Origin of the sequence: Paraburkholderia solitsugae, assembly GCF_013177695.1 — a bacterium.
In the GTDB taxonomy this organism is placed as follows: Bacteria; Pseudomonadota; Gammaproteobacteria; order Burkholderiales; family Burkholderiaceae; genus Paraburkholderia; species Paraburkholderia solitsugae.
In genome coordinates this window covers 21,038-42,073 of the sequence record NZ_WOEY01000030.1, presented here as the reverse complement: position 1 = coordinate 42,073, position 21,036 = coordinate 21,038, and the positions used below count along the sequence as shown (strand labels likewise).

18 protein-coding genes, 1 tRNA gene and 1 pseudogene are annotated in these 21,036 nt (G+C 61.9%); 15 read left to right on the top strand and 5 right to left on the bottom strand.

Annotated features, from left to right (window positions below; translation table 11 throughout):
• Window positions 1–2: 2 nt before the first annotated feature.
• From GNZ12_RS08375 to GNZ12_RS08360, 4 genes are all read left to right on the top strand, one after another.
• On the top strand, window positions 3–707 hold the full coding sequence (locus GNZ12_RS08375) for a GntR family transcriptional regulator (protein WP_172309893.1): 705 nt from the start codon (window positions 3–5) through the stop codon (window positions 705–707).
• Window positions 704–1,717 (top strand): Ldh family oxidoreductase, encoded by a 1,014-nt coding sequence (locus tag GNZ12_RS08370; RefSeq protein WP_172309892.1) that lies wholly within the window; start codon window positions 704–706, stop codon window positions 1,715–1,717. Before GNZ12_RS08375 ends, GNZ12_RS08370 begins: the two co-directional genes overlap by 4 nt.
• An 81-nt stretch (window positions 1,718–1,798) precedes the next feature.
• Complete coding sequence (locus tag GNZ12_RS08365) at window positions 1,799–5,380, top strand: indolepyruvate ferredoxin oxidoreductase family protein (protein WP_172309891.1); 3,582 nt, start codon at window positions 1,799–1,801, stop codon at window positions 5,378–5,380.
• Between the two features lie 178 nt (window positions 5,381–5,558).
• Window positions 5,559–6,884 carry an MFS transporter gene (locus GNZ12_RS08360; protein ID WP_172309890.1) on the top strand — a complete coding sequence of 442 codons (1,326 nt, stop codon included), beginning with the start codon at window positions 5,559–5,561 and terminating at the stop codon, window positions 6,882–6,884.
• 449 nt (window positions 6,885–7,333) lie between these two features.
• Here the strand turns inward: GNZ12_RS08360 and GNZ12_RS08355 are convergent.
• Together GNZ12_RS08355 and GNZ12_RS08350 are read right to left on the bottom strand one after the other, a co-directional pair.
• Window positions 7,334–7,609: pseudogene (locus GNZ12_RS08355) on the bottom strand (tyrosine-type recombinase/integrase); the annotation flags it as partial.
• Window positions 7,610–7,676: 67 nt separating this feature from the next.
• Window positions 7,677–7,761, bottom strand: a tRNA-Leu gene (locus GNZ12_RS08350).
• Window positions 7,762–7,945: 184 nt separating this feature from the next.
• On the opposite strand from GNZ12_RS08350, the gene GNZ12_RS08345 reads away from it, so the two are divergent.
• The 6 genes from GNZ12_RS08345 to GNZ12_RS08320 are packed head-to-tail and all read left to right on the top strand — an operon-like array spanning window position 7,946 to window position 13,837.
• Window positions 7,946–9,016, top strand: a complete 1,071-nt coding sequence (locus GNZ12_RS08345) for a LacI family DNA-binding transcriptional regulator (protein ID WP_172309889.1) — start codon at window positions 7,946–7,948, stop codon at window positions 9,014–9,016.
• A gap of 57 nt (window positions 9,017–9,073) precedes the next feature.
• On the top strand, window positions 9,074–10,153 hold the full coding sequence (locus tag GNZ12_RS08340) for an ABC transporter substrate-binding protein (RefSeq protein WP_172309888.1): 1,080 nt from the start codon (window positions 9,074–9,076) through the stop codon (window positions 10,151–10,153).
• A complete protein-coding gene (locus tag GNZ12_RS08335) occupies window positions 10,150–10,974 on the top strand; it encodes an ABC transporter permease (protein WP_172309887.1) in 825 nt (274 codons plus the stop codon). Before GNZ12_RS08340 ends, GNZ12_RS08335 begins: the two co-directional genes overlap by 4 nt.
• A gap of 32 nt (window positions 10,975–11,006) precedes the next feature.
• Complete coding sequence (locus tag GNZ12_RS08330) at window positions 11,007–11,921, top strand: ABC transporter permease (protein WP_172309886.1); 915 nt, start codon at window positions 11,007–11,009, stop codon at window positions 11,919–11,921.
• A complete protein-coding gene (locus GNZ12_RS08325) occupies window positions 11,918–12,964 on the top strand; it encodes an ABC transporter ATP-binding protein (protein WP_172309885.1) in 1,047 nt (348 codons plus the stop codon). The genes GNZ12_RS08330 and GNZ12_RS08325 overlap by 4 nt, the downstream gene beginning before the upstream one ends.
• 45 nt (window positions 12,965–13,009) lie before the next feature.
• A complete protein-coding gene (locus tag GNZ12_RS08320) occupies window positions 13,010–13,837 on the top strand; it encodes a phosphodiesterase (RefSeq protein WP_172309884.1) in 828 nt (275 codons plus the stop codon).
• An 18-nt stretch (window positions 13,838–13,855) separates the two neighbouring features.
• Here the strand turns inward: GNZ12_RS08320 and GNZ12_RS08315 are convergent, their stop codons facing one another.
• On the bottom strand, window positions 13,856–14,341 hold the full coding sequence (locus tag GNZ12_RS08315) for a DUF2569 domain-containing protein (RefSeq protein ID WP_172309883.1): 486 nt from the start codon (window positions 14,339–14,341) through the stop codon (window positions 13,856–13,858).
• 220 nt (window positions 14,342–14,561) lie between these two features.
• On the opposite strand from GNZ12_RS08315, the gene GNZ12_RS08310 reads away from it, so the two are divergent.
• The 3 genes from GNZ12_RS08310 to GNZ12_RS08300 all read left to right on the top strand — a co-directional run bounded on the left by GNZ12_RS08310 (window position 14,562) and on the right by GNZ12_RS08300 (window position 16,245).
• Window positions 14,562–14,756 (top strand): hypothetical protein, encoded by a 195-nt coding sequence (locus tag GNZ12_RS08310; protein ID WP_172309882.1) that lies wholly within the window; start codon window positions 14,562–14,564, stop codon window positions 14,754–14,756.
• A 95-nt stretch (window positions 14,757–14,851) separates the two neighbouring features.
• Entirely contained in the window at window positions 14,852–15,298 is a 447-nt protein-coding gene (locus GNZ12_RS08305; protein WP_172309881.1) for a hypothetical protein, read from the top strand.
• A gap of 377 nt (window positions 15,299–15,675) precedes the next feature.
• Window positions 15,676–16,245: a lipid-binding SYLF domain-containing protein gene (locus tag GNZ12_RS08300; RefSeq protein ID WP_172309880.1), complete on the top strand. Its 570-nt coding sequence runs from the start codon at window positions 15,676–15,678 to the stop codon at window positions 16,243–16,245.
• A 303-nt stretch (window positions 16,246–16,548) separates the two neighbouring features.
• Here GNZ12_RS08300 and GNZ12_RS08295 read toward each other — a convergent pair whose 3' ends face one another.
• Window positions 16,549–17,799, bottom strand: a complete 1,251-nt coding sequence (locus tag GNZ12_RS08295; RefSeq protein ID WP_172309903.1) for a D-amino acid dehydrogenase — start codon at window positions 17,797–17,799, stop codon at window positions 16,549–16,551.
• Between the two features lie 359 nt (window positions 17,800–18,158).
• Here GNZ12_RS08295 and GNZ12_RS08290 point away from each other — a divergent pair, with 359 nt between their 5' ends.
• Window positions 18,159–18,923 carry a ParA family protein gene (locus GNZ12_RS08290; RefSeq protein WP_172309879.1) on the top strand — a complete coding sequence of 255 codons (765 nt, stop codon included), beginning with the start codon at window positions 18,159–18,161 and terminating at the stop codon, window positions 18,921–18,923.
• An 89-nt stretch (window positions 18,924–19,012) separates the two neighbouring features.
• Here GNZ12_RS08290 and GNZ12_RS08285 read toward each other — a convergent pair whose 3' ends face one another.
• Entirely contained in the window at window positions 19,013–19,897 is an 885-nt protein-coding gene (locus GNZ12_RS08285; RefSeq protein ID WP_172309878.1) for a LysR family transcriptional regulator, read from the bottom strand.
• Window positions 19,898–20,024: 127 nt separating this feature from the next.
• Between GNZ12_RS08285 and argC the strand changes: the two genes are divergently transcribed.
• Window positions 20,025–20,954, top strand: coding sequence for an N-acetyl-gamma-glutamyl-phosphate reductase (gene argC, locus GNZ12_RS08280; RefSeq protein ID WP_172309877.1), 930 nt, complete (start codon window positions 20,025–20,027; stop codon window positions 20,952–20,954).
• Window positions 20,955–21,036 lie beyond the last annotated feature (82 nt).

Below are 21,036 nucleotides of genomic sequence, written 5' to 3'. Positions count from 1 at the left end.
ACATGACAAAACTATCCATGGTGTCGGAAGCCATCATCCGGCACATCGAATCCGGGTCATTGCGCGAAGGTGACCGCCTGCCCTCCGAGGGCGACCTCGCGGCGAGCCATGGCGTGAGCGTCGGGACGGTCCAGAAGGCGCTCGTCCAGCTCGTGCACTCCGGGCTCATCACCCGCGAGCAGGGGCGGGGCACGTTCGTGTCGGGCTCGCGCGTCGCGCCCGCCGACGTGCGCTATCTGCGCTTTCGCGATGCGGAGGGCAACGACCTTACCTCCTATGTTCATGCACGCTCGGTGAAGCGGCTGAAACGCAAGGGGCCATGGTCCGAGTTCCTGGGAGGCGACGGCTTCGTGCGCATCGAGCGTGTCATCAGCGTGGGTGGCCGGTTCGATCTCTATAGCGAGTTCTGGCTGCGCGAGGAGGATTTCGCCGAGCTTGGCGGTGTGGACCGGGCCGCGCTGGAAAAGAATCTGCGCGAACTCGTCGCCCAACGGCTCTCACTGCCAACGCTTCGGGTAGACCAATGGATCCAGTTCGGCAAGCTGCCAGCCGCGGCGGCGAACGAACTGAACATCGACCCGAACGAGCCTGGGTTCATTATGGAATTGCGCGGCTACACGCTGCGCAACCGGCCGCTCTACTACCAGTCGATCTATTCCGGGCCGTTTTCCGAACGGCTCGTCATCACGCGAGAGAATGCGCAATGAGTGCTCGCCTGCTTCCCGATGCCCTCGAAAGCTGGACGTCCAGGGTTTTCGAAACGTGTAATGTGCCACCCGCACAGGCCGCCGAAGCCGCATCGGTGCTGGTTCGCAGCGAACTGCGCGGCTACGGGACGCACGGCATGACACGCCTCGCTTCCTACGTCGAGCGGCTTCAGTCAGATGCGTTCAACCCGCGGCCCACTATCACGCACAAGGCTTTCCCCGGTGGCATCGTGGTCGACGCGGACGGCGCGATGGGCCAGCTGGCGGGTCCGTACGCGGTTCGGCTCGGGCTCGACGCGCTAAAGACGAGCGCCTCCGTACTGATCGTCATAGAGGCGTGCGGTCATCTAGGTGCGCTGGGCATCCACACGCTGCTCGCCGCAGAGGGCGGCGCCTTCAGCATGATGGGCCAGCACACACCGCCCGCGCTCGCGATGGAGGGATTCCGCGGGGCGGCCATCGGACACAACCCGATCGCATTCGGCTGCCCGCGGCCTGGGCACGCACCGATTGTTTTTGACGTAGCCTGCAGCGTCGCCGCGCGTGGACACATCCTCCTTGCCGCGCGCGACGGCGAGCCGATTCCTGAGGGCTGGGCGCTCGATGCCGAAGGCCAGCCGACGACCGACGCGAAGCGCGCACTCGGCGGCTCTCTGCTCCCCATGGGCGGGCACAAGGGTATCGGCATCGCGATGATGGTCGAATGCCTGGCGGGTGCGTTGACGGCGGCAGCCCCTCCACTCGCCCCGCAGCGCCGCGCTGCGATGCAAGGTGCGTTTCTATGGCTCGTGCGGCCTGAACAATACGCTGAGCAGCCTGCGTTTGGCGATTACATGAACGACTGGACTCAGACATACCGGGCAGCAGGCGGCGACGGCGCACGGCTGCCGGGCGAACGCGGCGACGCGCTGGAGCGGCAGGCACGCGAGGAAGGCGTGGCATTGCCCGCGTCCATCGCGGAGGAACTGCGTGCCCTCGGCGACCGCTTACGCGTGAGCTTTCCCGGGTAGGGACCACACGCTCCGGCATTGCGGCGATCCAGCCAAACCATTTAGCCATCCTCATTACAAATACCGACGAGACACTTTCATATGAATGCCCCTCTTACAGCAGCGACCCGTAAGGCCATGGAAGTCGTCACGCTCGACGACAAGTACACGCTGGAAACGGGGCGTGCCTTCATGAACGGCACGCATGCGCTCGTGCGCCTGCCGCTCATGCAACGCCGGCGCGATGAGCAGGCCGGACACAAGACCGCGGCGTTCATCTCGGGCTACCGCGGCTCACCCCTCGGCGGCTACGACCAGGCGCTCTGGCAGGCGAAAAAACTTCTGGCAGAGCAGCATGTCGTATTCAAGCCTGGCGTCAACGAAGAACTCGGTGTCACGGCGGTGTGGGGCTCTCAGCAACTGGAGTTCGACGCTCCCAGCAAGAAGTACGACGGGGTGTTCGGCATCTGGTATGGCAAAGGCCCGGGCGTCGACCGGAGTGCCGACGCGCTCAAGCATGCGAACCTTTCGGGCACCGCGCCGCTTGGCGGTGTGATCGCGCTGGCGGGCGACGATCACGTGTCGAAAAGCAGCACGCTCGCGCATCAGAGCGACCACACTTTCATCGCCTGCGGCCTGCCGGTGTTCTTCCCCGCCAACGTGCAGGACATTCTGGACCTCGGCGTGCACGCGTTCGCGATGAGCCGCTACAGTAGCCTGTGGGTCGGCATGAAGACAGTGCAGGAAGTCGTCGAAGCAGCGTCTTCTGTGCTCACGGATGCCCACCGCATTCAGACAGTGATTCCGAACGACTTCGTGATCCCGCAAGGAGGCATGCATATTCGCTGGCCGGACGATCCGCTCGTGCAGGAAGCGCGCATGATGGAGTACAAGTGGCCTGCCGCGCTCGCGTACATCCGCGCGAACCGCCTGAACCACAACGTCATCGAAGGGCCCAATGACCGTTTCGGGATCGTCGCGAGCGGCAAGGCGTATAGCGATACGCGCCAGGCACTGCTCGACCTCGGTCTCGACGACGCGCAATGCCGCGCACTCGGCATCCGGTTGCACAAGATCAGCGTCGTGTGGCCGCTCGAACCCACGAGTGCTCGGGAATTCGCGCGCGGTCTGCGCGAAATCCTCGTGGTCGAAGAGAAGCGCCCGCTCGTGGAACAGCAGTTGAAGGACGAGCTCTACCATTACCCCGCCGACTCACGTCCGGTCATTGTCGGCAAATACCATGAAGCCGGCGCGGAACATCCCGGCGGCGAATGGAGCCACCGCGCGCCGGGCGAGGACTGGCTGTTACGCGCGAAGGCGGATCTTTCTCCCGCGCAGATCGCGAAGGCGATCGCGGCCCGCTTGAAGCGGCTCGGCGTGCCTGCGGACGTCGCAGCGCGCATGGATCGCCGCCTCGCGGAAATCGAGGCCAGAGAGTGCGCAGTCAGTCTGGTCACAGGCGATTCCGAACGGAAACCCTGGTTCTGCCCGGGTTGCCCGCACAACACGAGCACCCGCGTGCCTGAGGGTTCGCAAGCCACAGCGGGTATTGGATGCCACGGCATGGTCACCTGGATGGACCGCTCAACCACTTCGTGGTCCCAGATGGGCGGCGAAGGCGTTGCATGGATGGGGCAGGCACCGTTCAGCCGCCGCAACCACATGTTCGCGAACATCGGCGACGGCACGTACAACCATTCTGGCCTGCTTGCCATCCGCCAATCGATCCATGCAGGCGTGAACATCACGTACAAGGTTCTGTTTAACAGCGCCGTTGCGATGACTGGCGGCCAGCCCGTCGACGGCCAGCTCGACGTGCCTGCCATGACCTGCGAGTTGGCGGCCGAGGGCGCCAAACGCATCGTCGTGGTGACGGACGATCCTGACAAATATGCTGCGGCGACCGGCCTGGCAACGGGTGTGACGGTACGCCATCGCGACGAACTCGACGCTGTCCAGCGCGAACTTCGGGACGTGCAAGGCGCCACGGTCATCATTTATGACCAGATGTGCGCCACGAAAAAGCGCCGGGAGCGCAAGCGCGGCACGATGCCCGAACCCGACAAGCATGTGGTGATCAACGAACTAGTGTGCGAAGGGTGTGGCGATTGCGGCGTGGAGAGCAACTGTGTTGCGGTCCAGCCGCTCGAAACCGAGCTTGGGCGCAAGCGACAGATCAATCAGAACACCTGCAACAAAGACTTTTCGTGCGTGAAGGGCTTCTGTCCGAGCTTCGTCACCGTCGAAGGCGGACGGCTCCGAAAGCCTGAAGCCGCGCGCAAGGTGACGCTCTCCGACATGCTGCCACTACCGGAACCGCAACTGCCCGATGCCGCTATCGCGCGCCGTATCGTGGTGGCAGGCGTGGGTGGCACCGGGATTGTCACGATCGGCCAGGTGCTTGGCATGGCCGCGCATCTCGAAGGCAAGAGCGTGATCACGCAAGACGCGACCGGCATGGCTCAGATGGGTGGCGCGACCTGGAGCCACATCCAGATTGCGGATCAGGACGACGCCCTGCATGCTGCGCGGGTCGATGTGGCGATGGCGGACCTGGTGCTTGCCTGCGATATGGTCGTCGGTTCGCAAAAGTCCACACTCTCAATGATGCAGCCCGGTCGGACCTTCGTTGTGCTCAACAGCCACGTCACGTCGACAGCCGCGTTCGTCCGCAATCCTGACTGGAAAGCGCCCGGCGACGATGCAATGGCGGCGATCGCCCGTGGCGCCGCGCCCGGCCAGATGGGTGTTTTCGATGCCGAACTGACCGCGACGCAATTGCTCGGGCAGTCGATCTACTCCAATCTGATGCTGCTCGGGTATGCGTGGCAGAAAGGTCGCGTGCCGCTGACGCGGGAATCGCTGATGCGCGCAATCGAGCTGAACGGTGTGCAGGTCGAAAACAACAAAGCGGCCTTTGAATGGGGAAGACACTGCGCACATGACCTCGCGAGCGTGCCAGTGCGCGATGCCAATGCGCAGGTGATCCAGATCACGAAAAAGCCGTCGCTCGACCAACTCATCAGCAAGCGTGCCGCATTTCTCACGCAATACCAGAACCCGTCATACGCCGCTCGCTATGAAGCGTTCGTTGATCAGGTGCGCACCGCGGAATCGCGGTTCGGCAGCCACCGCCTGGCCGAAACAGTAGCGCGCTACCTGTTCAAGCTGATGGCGTACAAGGACGAGTATGAAGTTGCGCGCCTGCACACCGACGCTGCGTTCACTGCAAGCGTAGGATCGATGTTCGAGGGCGACGTCCGCCTCGTCCATCACCTGGCACCGCCGCTCTTCGCGAAGCGCAACGCGAACGGTGAACCCGTCAAGCGTCCGTTCGGGTCCTGGATTCGCCCGGCCTTCCGTGGACTTGCTGCATTGAAAGTGCTGCGCGGCACCCCGTTCGACCCGTTCGGCCGTACCGAGGAACGCCGTACGGAACGTCGACTCATCAACGAGTACCGCGCGTGCATCGAGGAAGTTCTGAAGGGGCTTTCTAAGGACAATCTTACTGTTGCGCTCGAAATTGCCGGCGTCCCGGAAGGAATTCGAGGATACGGTCATGTCAAGGCGCGTCATCTCGTGGCGGCGCGCGTACGTTGGGAGCAACTCATGCAGCGATGGCGCGATCCGGCTTCGCAGTCTCAAAACCAGGAGCATGATGTCTTCAATCGGATGACCCGGTAACACAGCAACGTGCCCCGGTCGGGAAAAACCGCTTCGCAGACTCGACCGGCCCGGCACGACGAAGGAAACGAGCGGTCTCGCACCACAACACGAGCCGCACACCCGGTACCGCATTACCGTTCCAATCCGCCAAAGAGCGGGCAAACACTTGCGCCGCCAGACAATTCAGGAGACATCGATGTCCAACCAACGCAGCGCCTCTCATGCGCCAGCACGCCCAGGCGCTTCGAGCAGATCCGTATCCCGGCCACTCTCCAAACCGGGGACTATCGCCGCGATCACAATCGGCAGCGGTCTGGAACTGTACGACTCCGTTGTGTACAACTTTTTCGCCACGCTTATCGGCCCGATGTATTTCCCTGTCAGCGACCGGTACGGCCAGCTATTGCTATCGTTCGCCGCATTCGGCCTCGGTTACGTGATGCGGCCTATCGGTGGACTGGTGATCGGCGCTTACGCGGACCGGGTTGGACGCAAGCCCGCAGTGATACTCACGCTGTGGCTAATGGCCATCAGCGCAGCGCTTCTCGTATTGACGCCGACATACGCGCAGATCGGCCTATTCGCGCCCATCCTGATGACGGCTGCCCGCCTCCTTCAGGGCTTTGCGATCGGCGGCGAAATGGGGCCTGCGAGCGCCATGCTGCTTGAGTACGCAGATGAGAAGTCGCGCGGCTTCTATACGAGCTGGCAACCATTCAGCCAGGGGCTCGCGGCGGTCTTTGCCGCACTTGTTGCGCTGTCGTTGACCAACGTTCTCACGCCATCCGCGCTAGGCTCCTGGGGCTGGCGGATGGCGTTCGTGATCGGTGCTCTCGTGATCCCCGTCAGCGTGATGATTCGCAGCCGCCTCGACGAAACGCTCGTGCCGAAGAAGTGGGGAGAGAGTGATGCCGACACCCATCGTCAGCTGGTAAAAGAGCATTGGCGCGAGTTACTGGCAAGCGTGCTTCTGATGATTGGTCTCGCGTCCGCCGTGCACGTTGTCGTGTTCTATCTTCCCAATTACGCCGCGATCCAACTGCACATTCCACTGTCGCAGTCGATCTGGGCCGGTTTCGTCGGCTCGCTCGTGCTCATGATTCTCTCCCCCCTATCGGGTTGGCTCAGCGATCGCCGCGGCCGGCGCACTGTCGTCTGGTGGTCACGTGTGGCACTACTGGTCATGATCTATCCGGCTTTCGCCTTCCTGAATAACCATCCTTCATTGCCCTGGCTGCTGGCAGTGGCTACCTGTCTAGCCGTGCCCATGGCAATGACCTCGCCGTCAACCCTCGTGCTGGTGAGCGAAGTGCTGCCTCAGCGGCTCCGCGCCACGGGCCTGTCCTTCAGCTATTACGCGGCGGTCGTGGTGTTCGGCAGTTTTTCCCAGTTTTCTTCGACGCTGCTGATTCATTTGACCCACGACGCCAATGCACCCGCGTATTACATCATCGGATGCGGCCTGTTGTCGCTGGTCGGTCTGGCGATGGTGCGAGAGACGTTGGGACGCCGACTGAAATAGCCTGCTTCATCGCAGGCGTTGGAGATTGAGTGGCGAATTGACTGACGGTTGCGCCCTAGCCGCGCAGTCTACTTCCCGCGGAAAACGACGAAAGGCGTCGCCCGCGATTTGGAAGCTCCGCCCGAGTTTCTCCTCGACACCTTGATGCGCACTCCCAGTGCGAGCAGCGTGCAGTCAATCGCTTGCCTCGACGAGATCAAAGGGACGCGCGCGATGCCGCTGCAGGCCTGAGTGCGTGTCGATGTCGGATGCGCACTCAGGCGGCCAGCACCACTGGGAGTGGACAAAAACTGGGGGAGCACGACACTTTGCACTAAGCTGCCTTTGACACCCGTGAACCGAGGTGACAAATGGATATGCATTGGACGATTTACCTGCAGCGGGACGGTACCGATGAGAAAGTGCCGTTAGCTATGTTTCAGCGCTCGCTTGAAGGAGCCACCGTAGCCCGGCTTCCGCTCAAGTTCCTCATGCAGGATTGTGCGCGCCATCGCTCGGAATCCGTGGCCGATAATTTCGGTACGGGTGCCGTAGCCGAGTCGCCGCAGCGCGGCATTGATCGCGGCGTCACTCATGAGGCGGCGCCGATCTCGCGCGCCTGGGAACACGTATGGGTGGTTGCCGGTTAGAGCTTGCAACTCTCGCAGGCTTGCTACTGCCTGCGTCGCAAGCGGCACAAGGTGCTCTGTCTTTGTCTTGGTGACGAGATAGCGCCATTCCCGTTTGAAAACCCGCGAAGCCTTGCTGCATCAAGGGTTTAAGGAATTTCCAGGAATCGGTTGGAATACAACTTGGTGCCGGGGACCGGACTCGAACCGGCAAGCCGTGAAGCGGCGGATTTTAAGTCCGCTATGTTTACCAATTTCATCACCCCGGCAGGGGTCAGAACCACGCGTGGACGCGAATTCTACCATTGCCCGGCGAGCGCACCAAACCGGCGCAATCCAGCCGCCGCCCACCCCCACCCTCGCCCCACAACGACAAAAAATTGGAGTCATCCGCAAGTCACAAACGTTCCCGATAATCCGCTCACGAAAACGTTTACATCACGAGCGGAAACCATGATCCCAACGATCAAAGATGTCGCCGCCCACGCGGGCTTTTCCATCGCCACGGTCTCGCGCGCGATCAACGCGCCGCACACCGTGAACCCGGTCACGCTCGACAAAGTGCGCCAATCCATCGACGCCCTTAACTTCCGCCCCAGCCCGCTAGGCCGGCAGCTGCGCGGCGAGCGCACGCGCCTCATCGGCGTGATCCTGCCGACAATCGCCAACCCCGTGTTCGCCGAATGCCTGCAAGGTATCGACGAGCTCGCCGCGGCGCAAGGCTACCGGCTCATGCTGATGACCACCCAGTACGATGCCGACCGCGAACGCCACGCCATTGAAACGCTGCGTGAACATCGCGTGGAAGGCCTGATCCTGACCGTCGCCGATGCCGACACGCATCCGCTGCTCGACGAGCTCGACCGCGCCGGCCTGCTCTATGTGCTGATGCATAACGACACCGTGCGGCGTCCGTCGGTCTCGGTCGACAACCGCCTCGCTGCGTTCGATGGCGTACGCACGCTGATCGCGCACGGCCACCGCCGCATCCTGATGCTCGCGGGCACGCTGGCCGCCTCGGACCGCGCCCGTCAGCGGCATCTCGGCTACGCGCAGGCGATGCAACAGGCCGGCCTCACCCCCGCGCCCGCGCTCGAGGTCGATTTCAACGCCGACGAACTGGCGCCGTCCGTGCTCGCTCATCTGACCAGCGGCCCGAACCGCCCAACCGCCCTCTTCTGCAGCAACGATCTGCTCGCCATGGTCGTGATGCGCGGCCTGCGTCGAGCGGGTCTGCAGATTCCGCGCGACATGTCGATTCTCGGCTTCGACGGACTCGCGATGGGCGAGTTGCTGTCGCCGCCGCTGGCAAGCGTCTGCGCGCCGAATCGCGAGATCGGCTGCGCCGCCTGGGAGCGTTTGCTGGCCCGCGTAACCGGTACCTACGACACATCGGGTGAAACGTCGCGCACGCTGACGCTGCCGCACAGCGTGCGCGAAGGCGCCACCATCGCAGCTATTCCGAACCGCACCGACAATCGGTCGGCACATGCTTCGACATCGGCCGAAGAGCCGTTCGCATAAACCGTTACCACTTCGAACCCCGAACCACCCGCTCTCTTCCTCTCCAGGAGACCCGCAGTGATCCGCTCGTCAACACGCTTTGCCTCGTCAATCAAGCCGCTCTGGCGCCGCCTCGCCCGCACCACGGCCACCGCGCTGTCGGCCGGCATGATCGTCACCGCCGCGCTCGCCTCCCTCGCCCCGCAAGCGGCCCATGCCGACGAAACCGCGATCTGCTACAACTGCCCGCCCGAATGGGCCGACTGGGCGAGCCAGATCAAGGCGATCCAGCAAAAGACCGGCATCCGCGTACCGTTCGACAACAAGAACTCCGGCCAGTCGATTGCGCAACTGATGGCCGAGCAGAAGAGCCCGGTCGCGGACGTGGTGTATCTCGGCGTGTCCTCGGCATTCCAGGCGAAAGACAAAGGTGTGATCCAGCCGTACAAGCCCGCGCACTGGGACGACATTCCGGCGAACATGAAGGACCCGCAAGGCTACTGGTTCTCGATCCACTCCGGCACGCTGGGCTTTTTCGTCAACAAGGACGCGCTCGAAGGCAAGCCAGTCCCGCGTTCGTGGGCCGACCTGCTGAAGCCTGAGTACAAAGGCATGATCGGCTACCTCGATCCGTCAAGCGCGTTTGTCGGCTATGCGGGCGCGGTCGCGGTGAATCAGGCGCTCGGCGGCACGCTCGACAACTTCGAACCGGGCCTCGACTGGTTCCGCAAGCTGAAGGCCAACGCGCCGATCGTGCCGAAGCAGACCGCCTATGCGCGCGTGATGTCCGGCGAAATCCCGATTCTGCTCGACTACGACTTCGATGCCTACCGCGCGAAGTACAAGGATCACGCCAACGTCGAATTCGTGATTCCGAAGGAAGGCACGATTTCGGTGCCGTACGTGATGAGTCTCGTGAAGGGCGCGCCGCATGAAGCGAACGGCAAAAAGGTGCTCGATTTCGTGCTGTCGGACGAAGGCCAGAAGCTGTGGGCCGAAGCCTATCTGCGTCCCGTGCGCGCGAATGCAATGACCCCGGAGATCGCCGCCAAATTCCTGCCCGCGAGCGACTATGCGCGCGCCAAGCCGGTCGACTTCGGCAAGATGGCCGAGAAGCAGTCGAGCTTCGGCGAGCGTTATCTACAGGTGATGCATTGAACGACGTCACGTTCCCGCTGCGCTGGCGCATCGCCTTGATCGCGCCGGCGCTGGCGGTTTTCATCGCGTTCTGGCTGCTGCCGATGGGCGCGCTCGCGCAAATCAGCGGCAACGGCCACGCGTTCGCGACCTATCGCGCGATGCTGACGAATCCGCGCTACATGTCCAGCCTCGGCGCGACCGTCGTGTTGTCCGCGGCGGTCACAGCGGCGACGCTGGTGCTCTCTGTGATTGCCGGGTTGCTGCTGGCGCGCCGTGAGTTTCCGCTCAAGCGCACGCTGGTCGCACTGCTGACGTTTCCGTTGGCATTCCCAGGCGTCGTGGTCGGCTTCATGGTGATCATGCTGGCAGGACGTCAGGGTTTGATCGGCGCGTTATCGCTGAAACTCACCGGCGACCGCTGGGTGTTCGCTTACTCGATGAGCGGCCTCTTTCTCGGCTACCTGTACTTCTCGATTCCCCGCGTGATCGTCACGGTAATGGCCTCGGCAACCAAGCTCGATGCCTCGCTCGAAGAAGCCGCGCGTTCGCTCGGCGCATCGCCGTGGCGCATTACGCGCGACATCGTGTTGCCCGCGTTGTCGCCGGGTCTGATCGCGGCGGGCGCCGTCTGTTTCGCAACCGCGATGGGCGCCTTCGGCACCGCCTTCACCCTGGCCACCGACATCGACGTATTGCCGATGACCATCTACACCGAGTTCACGCTGAACGCGAACATGGTGACGGCCGCTGGCCTGTCCATCGTGCTCGGTATCGTTACCTGGGCCGTATTGGCGTTCGCTCGCAGCGTGAGCGGCTCGGCTGTCGCGGCAAGCGCATGAGCGGCGTTCCTAAACCCGATGACAAGACCTCGATGAATTCCGTCACTGCCCCCATCCAGCCGGCCGCAAAACTGCGCGCGCGGCGGTTCAGGCTACCCACGTCACGCACGTGGCTGGCAGCCGGCCAGTGGTTCGTTACGCTACTCCTGTGTGCATTTCTGATCGTGCCGGTCGTGATGTCGATCATGGCCGGGCTCACGGTCAACTACTTCAAGGGCGTATCGAGTGGACTCACGCTGCGCTGGCTCAGCGAAGTGTGGACGCAATATCACGACTCGGTGTTTCTCTCACTCGAAGTGGCCGCAGCAACCGTGCTCATCACGCTGCTGACCGGCGTGCCCGCCGGCTACGTGCTGGCGCGCAGCAAGACGCGGCTCTCGCGCATTATCGAAGAATTTCTTGTGCTGCCGATCGCCCTGCCCGGCCTCGCTTCCGCGCTCGCGCTGCTGGTGGTCTACGGCGGCTTCACGATGTTTCGCATGAGCGTCGCGTTTATCGTCGTCGGGCATGTGGTGTTCACCCTGCCGTTCATGGTGCGCGCGGTCGCTGCTGTGTGTGCGAGTAGCGATCTGCGCACGCTCGAAGAAGGCGCGGCGAGCCTCGGCGCGAGCTTCTTTCAGCGCTTCATAACAATCGTGCTGCCGAATGCGCGGCCGGGGATCGTCGCCGGAGCGCTGGCGGTGCTCACGCTCTCGATCGGCGAATTCAACCTGACTTGGATGCTGCATACGCCCGACACCAAGACGCTGCCGGTCGGTCTCGCCGACACCTATGCGTCGTTACGCATCGAGATCGGCAGCGCCTACACGATTCTGTTTTTCATCATGACGATGCCGCTGCTCGTCGCGATGCAATGGCTCGGCGTCGATGCAACCGGCCAGCGCAGTGCGGGGAAAAAACGCGTTGCTGCCTCCCGTTCAAAGCCTACACCGACGTCCACACCATGAAACTCGACTCTGTTCCCATCACGCTCACGCAATGTGCGAAAACGTTTCGCGGCACGCGCGTGCTCGAACCGCTCGACTTACACATCGGCGCCGGTGAGACACTCGTGCTGCTGGGCCCGTCCGGTTGCGGCAAGACCACCACACTGCGCATGATCGCGGGCCTCGAGACACCCGACGCCGGCGGCCGCATTGCGTTCGGTGATGAAGACGTCACCGCACTGCCGATCGAAAAGCGCCAGGTCGGGATGGTCTTCCAAAGCTACGCGCTGTTTCCGAACCTGACCGTGCGCGGCAACATCGGCTACGGACTGAAGATCAAACGGATACTGGCTGAAACCGCACGACAACGCGTCGATGAACTGCTTGCGATGATGCGTCTCACCGCGCACGCGGACAAACCCATCGATCAGTTGTCCGGCGGACAGCGTCAGCGTGTTGCCTTGGCCCGCGCGCTCGCCGTGCAACCCCGTGTGCTACTGCTCGACGAACCGCTGACCGCCCTCGATGCACGTTTGCGCGACACCCTGCGCAGCGAGATGAATACGCTGCTGCGCGAACTGGGCATCACAACCGTCTATGTGACGCACGATCAGGCCGAAGCGATGGAACTCGGCGACCGCATCGTCGTGATGAGCGCGGGGTGCATCGAACAGATCGGGTCGCCGCGCGACATCTACTATCGTCCGGCGAATCGCACGGTCGCGCAGTTCGTCGGCACGATCAACCGGCTGGCGGGCGAGCGGCGCGATGGTTTGCTGACGACGACCGGCGGCGTTGTCCCCCTGCCTCCAGGCGCCGCGCAGGCAAGCGCGGCACACGAAATTTTCTTCCGCCCCGAAGACGCGACCCTCGCCGATCCGGCCAGCGCCCAATTGCGCGGCAACATCGAAAGCACGGCGTTTCTCGGCGAGCGCACCCGGCTCACGATCGGTGGCGCCGCACCCGACGCTTTGCTGATCGACGTCGCGGGCCGGGTAGAACTCGCACGCGGCACGCCGGTCGGGATTTCGATCGCGCAGGACGCGCTGATTGCGCTATCGTAATGAAGCTGCACTGTACTTTTAGCGCGCCATAGAAAGGAATTCCCCATGCTGCTGGCTCAAATTAGCGACCTGCATATCAAACGGCCCGGCGGGCTCGCTTACCGCCGCGTCGATACCGGCGCCTATCTCGCGCGCACTGTTGCCGCGCTCAATGCGCTGGACCCGCGTCCCGACGCCGTGATCATGACCGGCGACCTCGTCGATCAGGGCGATCCGGCACAGTACGAACACCTCAAGACCCTGCTCGCGCCGCTCGAGATCCCCTACTTCCTGATGGTGGGCAATCACGACGAACGCGCTGCGTTGCGCGCGGCGTTTCCCGATCGTGCCGAATTGCACAGTGGTGGCGAGTTCGTGCACTACGCGGTCGATGTCGGACCGCTGCGCTTAATCGCGCTCGATTCGCTGGTGCCGGGCGAAAGCGCCGGCAATCTGTGCGACTCACGGCTCGCGTGGCTCGAGACGCAACTCGAAGCGGCACAAGGCAGGCCGACGGTGGTCGCGTTGCATCATCCGCCGTTCGTCTGCGGCATCGGGCACATGGATGAATTGCGGCTCGATCCCGCTGCCGCCGACAAGCTCGCCGCGTTGATCGCGCGTTATCCGAATGTCGAACGGGTGATCTGCGGCCATGTGCATCGACCGATGTTCGTGCGTTTTGGCGGCACGATTGCGTCGGCAGTGCCCGCGCCCGCGCATCAGGTCGGGCTCGATCTGCGCGAGGATGCGCCCTCCGCCTTCGTCATGGAGCCGCCCGCTTACGCGCTCCATCGCTACGATCCGGCGACGGGCATCGTCACGCATCATGCGTATGTTGATAAGGCTGACGGCCCGTATCCGTTTTACGAACCTGAAGGCGACTTGATCGATTGAGGGTGTCGCCTCGCGGGGTCAGGCGGCGACGAAAGTTTGCTGTACGCGCCGGGACAGCCTGAAGTACGGTATCCCGAGCGCGGCGGCGAAGGCGGCCTGAATGAACCCTTCGAATGGAATGGCGATGGCAATGCCAATAGCGTGGGTCATGTGGTCGCCGAGCAGGTAGGCAATGGTCCGCATGACGACGATAGCCAGCAGCCACGCCTGCACCTGCACCGGAAAGCGCGCCGATCTGCGCCGCACGAGCAGCGCCAGCCAGCCTGTGCCGGCAACGATGAACGCCCCGATGATCACGTCGCAGCCGACCATTGCGATCACGGTGCGATACCAGCCATGCGTTTCAGGGCGGATGAATACCGCCAGCAGCTCCCATTCGAGCATCAGCTTTAGCGGATCGCGCAACGCGACCGCGGTTGAAAGCGCCCATGCGGCAAGGCAGATCAAGGCCAGCAGCAGCCAGCCGCCAATTCGCCGCCGTTCGGGTTTGGAGAGTGTGTTCATGAATTCGGTCACATGATGGATCTGATTGCGCGTGCCGATTCTACGAACGAAAACCGAACGACCATCTCATTTTGTCTGCGAGGCGTTCGGGGGCCGTTACGCCACGCTCCAGGACGACGGCACCTGGGATAAGTTTCAGAAAGGGTGGCTTAAGTAGACGCTAGCGCACAGACGGCAAAATTCGTTCGGTCCATGATGATCAAAACAACAGGAGGCCGCCATGGTCATCCAACTCTCCCCCGAGGCCGTCCAGGTTCTCAAATCGCTTGATCGAATTCCAGATTCCCTGGCAGAGATGCCGCGCTCGATAGCGGAAGAACTATTGAGCTTCGGGCTTGCATACGAATCGCGTGCGTGTGGTGTCATCAACATGACGGCCGCGGGCCGGGTGTGGTTGAACCAGCGCGCGGCGTAGCTCGCATTTTCTGGCTGAGCCAATCGCTCACTGTCTGCGCGTCCGACGCCAGACATGCGAGTGTGTGGTGTGACAGGACCATCTGTGCGACTACGATGAAAAAGTTCATTTTCAGCACGTTGACCGTGCTAACGTCACTAGGCATCGGGTTCGCTCCAGTCCTGTGCCATGCCCATGCGCTCGATCCACAACTCGACTGCAAATCGAGCGCGCACGGGTTCATCGCCCCACTTCTGGACGGCCAGTCTATCGATCCAAAGCCAATGCGCGTTGAAGCGAACTCAGTCAACGCATTTCGACCAACGCACGGCAGCAATCTGACGGCATTCGGCTTTCACGTCTATGCCGTCTTCGGGTATGAGCAGGGCGATCCGATGTTCAAACAGGGCGGCGGCCAGCCGATGACGGCCTCAGCGTACGGAGTGGTAGTAACCGGCCCTGCGGAGTCAGTTGAGGCGCGCGCACGCGAGGCGGGTAGTGACGCGGTCATTCGGGAAGTGGTTCCCCTTCTTCTCACCGCCGTTTTCTGCAACGGGCATTGAGACGAGTCCTCACCTGTGCTTCGCGTGCAGTATTTTCCTGTATGCGTCCTGGTGACAGCGATGCCGAACTGCCATGGCGAAAGGCTGAAAAAGGTTTATCTCGAAACTTCGTTATGAGCCACTCGCAGCCGGCGCCGGAACCTATTTGTGCAAGTCATCCAATGAGGAATTCCTATCAAGGCTGTGTGCACGGCCATCCGTCGCACCCATCATCCATCGTCGACTGAATTCCTGGTCGGCTGACTCAGACCAACGCTATTGGACCAAGGTCCAATTGTTTGATCGGAACGCAACTACCACTATTCATGTGAGTCTCGCTGTCGCAGCACATACGCGCTCAATGCCGTGACTACGATATGTTTAATGGAGCCTGCATCATGATCAAATCCCTTCGGTTTGTCCTCGCGATTCCCGTCTTTCTGTTTGTCGTGGCCTGCTCGACGAACCCGACCGTTGCTAATGGCGGAGACCCCGAGTTAGTCGACAAAGGGCAAGCGGCACTTCAACAACTTTTTGCTAGCACGCCAAAGGCGAAGGAACTCCAATACCAGGCGAAGGCCGTCGTCGTGTTTCCCGACATTGTCAAGGCCGGGCTTATCGTCGGTGCGCAAGGCGGGAAAGGGGTGATGTTTGGTCCAGACGGGAAAGTCCTTGGGTACTACAGAGCACGCGCAGTCTCGTATGGCCTGCAGGCTGGCGCCCAATCGTTCTCTGAGGCCTTGTTTCTTATGACCGACTCGGCTATGACTACGCTCACCAGCGGCGCCGGATTATCGGTTGGTATGGGGCCGAGTGTCGTAGTAGTGGATGCAGGGATGGCTAAGTCTATGACCACTACCACGTTGAAATCCGATGTCTACTCGTTCATTTTTGGCCAAGCGGGCCTGATGGCCGGTCTTGGCATGCAAGGCCAGAGGATTGTTAAGTTTGATGAAAATGATAAGTGAAGTGCGAAATATGCCCCCGGCGCGTTTTGCTGGCCTACAGCGGGCTGGGGGCGGTCCGGCAACCGTGCCGCCAATGCGGCCGCCGGCCGGCGCGGCGTCAGCCTACGCGGGATTCGGGGCGATTTCAGGGCCGGCAGAGCGATGCAGTGTAATGCGCGCGGCCGGTATTTTTTTCGCGTTGAAGGTGGCCGTCCGGGAAGGGTCGAACCCGGCCAGCCGTTTAATGGGAGCGCATAAACAAAAACAGGCGGTGACACCAAGCAGGTCCTGCTGCCAAGGGTGCACACCCGGTTGCCTGTCCGGTTAGTTGTAGCGACTGACCGCTAAATCGTCGGCGGTAATCGCCGGCGTAGTGCCCGACATCAAATCCGCCAGCAGTTGCCCCGAACCGCAGGACATGGTCCAGCCCAGCGTGCCGTGGCCGGTATTAAGCCACAGGCCCTTGATCGCGGTCGGGCCGATAATCGGCGTGCCGTCTGGAGTCATAGGCCGCAGGCCAGTCCAGAAGCTGGCTTGCGCCACGTCGCCAGCATGCGGGAACAGGTCGGTGACAACATATTCCAGCGTCTCGCGCCGGGTGCCGTGCAGTTCCTTGTCGAAGCCCACCAGATTGGCCATGCCGCCCACGCGAATTCGATCCTCAAAGCGGGTGACCGCAACTTTGTAGGTTTCATCGAGGATGGTCGAGACGGGTGCCTGCGCCGCGTCGGTAATCGGCACAGTGATTGAATAACCCTTGACGGGATAGACCGGAATGCTAACCAGGCCGCGCAGCAGCGCGGTGGAATAGCTGCCCAGTGCTACGACACACGCGTCCGCAGTCAACGTTTCGCCGTCGGAATGGACCCCCTTTAGCGTATCGCCTTCTACGACCAGGCCATCGATGCTGCGCTTGAACAGGAACTGCACGTGCCGTGCTTGCGCCATCTCGGCCAGTTTGGTGGTGAACACATGGCAGTCACCGGTTTCATCGCCTGGCAAACGCAAGCCACCGACCAGTTTATCCTTTGAGCCTTCAAGCGCCGGTTCGGCGCGAGCCAGTTCGTCGCGCGACAGCAACTCATAAGGCACGCCCATTTCCTTCAGAACGTCAATGTCCTTGGCGGAACCGTCCATCTGCTTTTGCGTGCGAAAGACTTGCAGCGTGCCCTGCTGGCGACCTTCATAGGTGATATGGGTCTCGCTGCGCAGCGCCATGAAGCAGTCGCGGCTATATTCCGCAAGCCGCACCATGCGCGCCTTGTTGACGGCATAGCGCCGTTTAGTACAGTTAGCCAGCATCTGTGTGAGCCATTGCACCTGAAACAAGGTGCCGTCCGGTTGGAGTGACAGTGGCGGATGCTTCTGCAGTAGCCATTTGACGGCCTTGGCGGGTACGCCCGGCCCGGCCCACGGCGACGCGTAGCCCGGTGAAATCTGGCCGGCGTTGCCGAAGCTGGTTTCGAGCGCCGCAGCGGGCTGGCGATCAAGCACCACCACCTCATGGCCGGCGCGCGCCAGATACCAGGCGCTCGTCACACCGACCACGCCTGCTCCAAGAATCAAAATTCGCATCAAAGTCTCCTGAAAAAACCTGTTCATTTCTGGTTCTGATGCAAATGCAAAGTATGAACGATGCAGCGTTGTTGCGTAGATCGGCCTCCCCTTGTTTTGCGGCCACTGAGTGACGGGAGGAGATCGGGCAGCGGCGTGGGACTCAGAGCGTAATCGGTTGAATGGTATGCGATTACTGTGGCAGGTGTCCGGCCAGCCATGGCAGCGGGTCGGCTCGAATGGCCAGCGAACTGCGGTGACGGGCGTCGCCATTCACCGGCACACTTTTCCGTGCCAGAAAACAACCGACCGCATCTAACCAGGTCCGCTGGCTCAGGTATGCTGAGCGCTTTTGGGTAGCTTCCGCTCAAGGGGAGAACATGCGGCGCGTCGTATTCAATCAGAAAGGTGGTGTAGGCAAATCGACCATTGTTTGTAACCTGGCGGCAATCAGCGCCAGCGAAGGTCTCCGCACACTGGTCATCGACCTGGATGCTCAGGCGAATTCAAGCCAATACCTGCTCGGCTCGCAGGCCGGCGAGGCCAGCCCCACCGTCGCCGGCTTCTTTGAAACCGCGCTAACGTTCAGCTTCAGGCCTGTAGAAGTCACGTCGTTCATTCATCCGACGCCATTTGAGAACCTCGATGTCATGCCCGCTCATCCTGATCTGGACACGTTGCATGGCAAGCTGGAATCCCGTTACAAGATCTACAAGTTGCGTGACGCCCTGAACGAGCTCGACATGTATGACGCGATTTATATCGACACGCCGCCTGCGTTGAACTTCTACACACGCTCCGCGCTGATCGCGGCCGAGCGTTGCCTGATTCCGTTCGACTGTGATGACTTTTCCCGTCGCGCGCTTTACACGTTGCTGGAAAACGTGAAGGAGATCCAGCAGGATCACAATGTCGCGCTGGAAGTGGAAGGCATTGTCATCAACCAGTTTCAGCCTCGCGCGAGCCTGCCCCAAAAGCTGGTCGATGAGCTTGTCAGTGAGGGCTTGCCGGTGCTGGCTTCAAAGTTGTCTTCGTCCGTGAGGATCCGCGAATCGCATCAGCAGGCAACCCCCCTCATTCATCTCGATCCGGGACACAAGCTTTCGCAAGAATATCGGGCCTTGCATCGTGAATTGGCCGAATAAGGGGAGACCAGCGGACGGTTTCGTTCGTCGTGGCGTGCAATAAGGCTATTGTCCCAGCGAGAACGAACCGAAGCGGCAAATGGCAACGCCTACGCCAATCGCAGATCCCACAACACATCAAGTACGTGTTGCGTGGAACGCTCAACGTACCCCGCACGATGTGCAATGCCGAGCCGACGCCACAACGCCGGGCGCAGCGGACGCATGACAATGCGCCTGTCGGGTAATGGCGTAGTGGCCTCATGGGGCAACAGCGCTGCGCCGTAACCTGCCGCTACCAGACTCTTGATCGCGTCGTTGTAGTTGAGCTGAATGCGCGGCGCAGGATGGTGCCCCCCGGTCGCGAACCACTCCGCAGTCAGACGCGAGAGACGCGTGGTCGCGTCATTGAGAATGAGAGGTTGGGCGGCGAGCCATTCAGGCGTGACGCGGGCCGGACACCGCCAATGCGCCGGCACAAAGGCCATCACGGGGTCGCGGCGCCAAGGCTTTATCACGAGTCCAGCCACCGGGGGCTGAGGCAGTGCGACCAGCCCAACATCCAGCGTTCCGTCCGCCAGTCGGGACAGCGTTTCATGCGAAGTGAGTACCGCAATCTGAATGTCGATAGCGGGATGGTGCTGGCGCAGCACCTCAAGCGCTTGCGGCAACAGGTGCGCGATCACGCCAGTCGACGCACCGAGCCGCGCGCGCCCTTCGAGCCCCTGCACCTGGCGTTGAATATCGTCTAACGCCTGCTCCGCATCGGCCAGCAGTCGACGCGCGCGCTCCACCAGCACCTCTCCTATCGCCGACGGCCTGACATGTCCGCGCTTGCGTGACAGGAGTGGAGCCCCGATACGCTCTTCGAGTTCCGCGATGTGGAGGCTGACCGTTGGCGGCGCCAGGTGCAATGCACGCGCTGCATCGGCAAATGAGCCACGGTCGGCAATGGCGACCAGGGTGCGCAAGCGATCCAGGCTGATCTCTCGCATGTCGGCGTCCAGATTCAGAAAAACTGAATGTTCACGTTATGAAATTCAACTTTCTCTATTCTAGTCGTCCATGGAACATAGGGGCTCGCTCTACTTATTACAACCTAGTCACCGGAGTATTCCACGTATGAGCTCTCCCGTTGTTTTCATCGACGGCGACCAAGGCACCACCGGGTTGCAAATCCACGAACGGCTGCGCAACCGGACCGACCTTAGACTGCTCACGCTTGCCGCTGCGGAACGCAAAGATCCGCGGCGTCGCGCAGAAGCCATCAACGCCTGCGACATCGCCATTCTCTGTTTGCCTGATGCCGCCGCGCGCGAGGCAGTGGACGCCATTGTTAATCCTGCCGTCAGAGTAATCGACGCAAGTTCCGCCCACCGCACACAGCCGGACTGGACATACGGCTTTGCGGAAATGACGCTGGGACAGGCTGAGCGCATTGCGAACGCACGTCGGGTCACGAATCCCGGCTGCTATCCGACCGGTGCAGTTGGCTTGCTGCGTCCCCTGTTGCAGGCTGGGCTCATACCAGGCAACTACCCTATCAGCATTCATGCGGTGTCCGGCTACTCCGGACGCGGGCGTGCCGGCGTGGAGGAACATGAGGGGCCGGGTGCCGTCAACGCGCCTTCATACCAGGTATATGGTCTGGAACTCGCGCACAAGCACACCCCGGAGATCCAGCAGCACGCCGGGCTTGCGCAGCGTCCCATCTTCGTCCCTGCGTATGGTGCGTTCCGCCAGGGCATCGTGCTGACGGTGCCCCTGGCGTTGCGGCTGCTGGCACCCGACGTGGATGGCGCCACGTTACACGCGTGCCTCGCACGCCACTATGCCGAGGCGGCCCACGTACGTGTCTTGCCGCTGCACGAATCGTGCGTCTTGAAGCACCTGGATCCGCAAGTGCTGAACGGTACGAACGACATGCATTTAAGCGTATTTCCTAACATGGAACACGGGCACGTCCTGCTGTCCGCGGTTTTCGATAATCTTGGCAAAGGCGCATCCGGCGCTGCGGTTCAGAACCTGAACCTGATGCTCACGCAGCAATAGTGGCCGATGGCTTGAGCTAACGTTCGGCTGCACCCATATGCCAACGATTGTTGCCAATCTGGTCGTGGCCGTCACTCATGCG

Coding starts and splice junctions, on each gene's coding strand:
- GNZ12_RS08295 (WP_172309903.1), bottom strand. CDS start 17,799: ATGCGAATTTTGATTCTTGGAGCAGGCGTGGTCGGTGTGACGAGCGCC.
- GNZ12_RS08360 (WP_172309890.1), top strand. CDS start 5,559: ATGTCCAACCAACGCAGCGCCTCTCATGCGCCAGCACGCCCAGGCGCT.
- GNZ12_RS08345 (WP_172309889.1), top strand. CDS start 7,946: ATGATCCCAACGATCAAAGATGTCGCCGCCCACGCGGGCTTTTCCATC.
- GNZ12_RS08330 (WP_172309886.1), top strand. CDS start 11,007: ATGAATTCCGTCACTGCCCCCATCCAGCCGGCCGCAAAACTGCGCGCG.
- GNZ12_RS08370 (WP_172309892.1), top strand. CDS start 704: ATGAGTGCTCGCCTGCTTCCCGATGCCCTCGAAAGCTGGACGTCCAGG.
- argC (WP_172309877.1), top strand. CDS start 20,025: ATGAGCTCTCCCGTTGTTTTCATCGACGGCGACCAAGGCACCACCGGG.
- GNZ12_RS08285 (WP_172309878.1), bottom strand. CDS start 19,897: ATGCGAGAGATCAGCCTGGATCGCTTGCGCACCCTGGTCGCCATTGCC.
- GNZ12_RS08375 (WP_172309893.1), top strand. CDS start 3: ATGACAAAACTATCCATGGTGTCGGAAGCCATCATCCGGCACATCGAA.
- GNZ12_RS08300 (WP_172309880.1), top strand. CDS start 15,676: ATGATCAAATCCCTTCGGTTTGTCCTCGCGATTCCCGTCTTTCTGTTT.
- GNZ12_RS08325 (WP_172309885.1), top strand. CDS start 11,918: ATGAAACTCGACTCTGTTCCCATCACGCTCACGCAATGTGCGAAAACG.
- GNZ12_RS08320 (WP_172309884.1), top strand. CDS start 13,010: ATGCTGCTGGCTCAAATTAGCGACCTGCATATCAAACGGCCCGGCGGG.
- GNZ12_RS08290 (WP_172309879.1), top strand. CDS start 18,159: ATGCGGCGCGTCGTATTCAATCAGAAAGGTGGTGTAGGCAAATCGACC.
- GNZ12_RS08305 (WP_172309881.1), top strand. CDS start 14,852: ATGAAAAAGTTCATTTTCAGCACGTTGACCGTGCTAACGTCACTAGGC.
- GNZ12_RS08365 (WP_172309891.1), top strand. CDS start 1,799: ATGAATGCCCCTCTTACAGCAGCGACCCGTAAGGCCATGGAAGTCGTC.
- GNZ12_RS08310 (WP_172309882.1), top strand. CDS start 14,562: ATGGTCATCCAACTCTCCCCCGAGGCCGTCCAGGTTCTCAAATCGCTT.
- GNZ12_RS08315 (WP_172309883.1), bottom strand. CDS start 14,341: ATGAACACACTCTCCAAACCCGAACGGCGGCGAATTGGCGGCTGGCTG.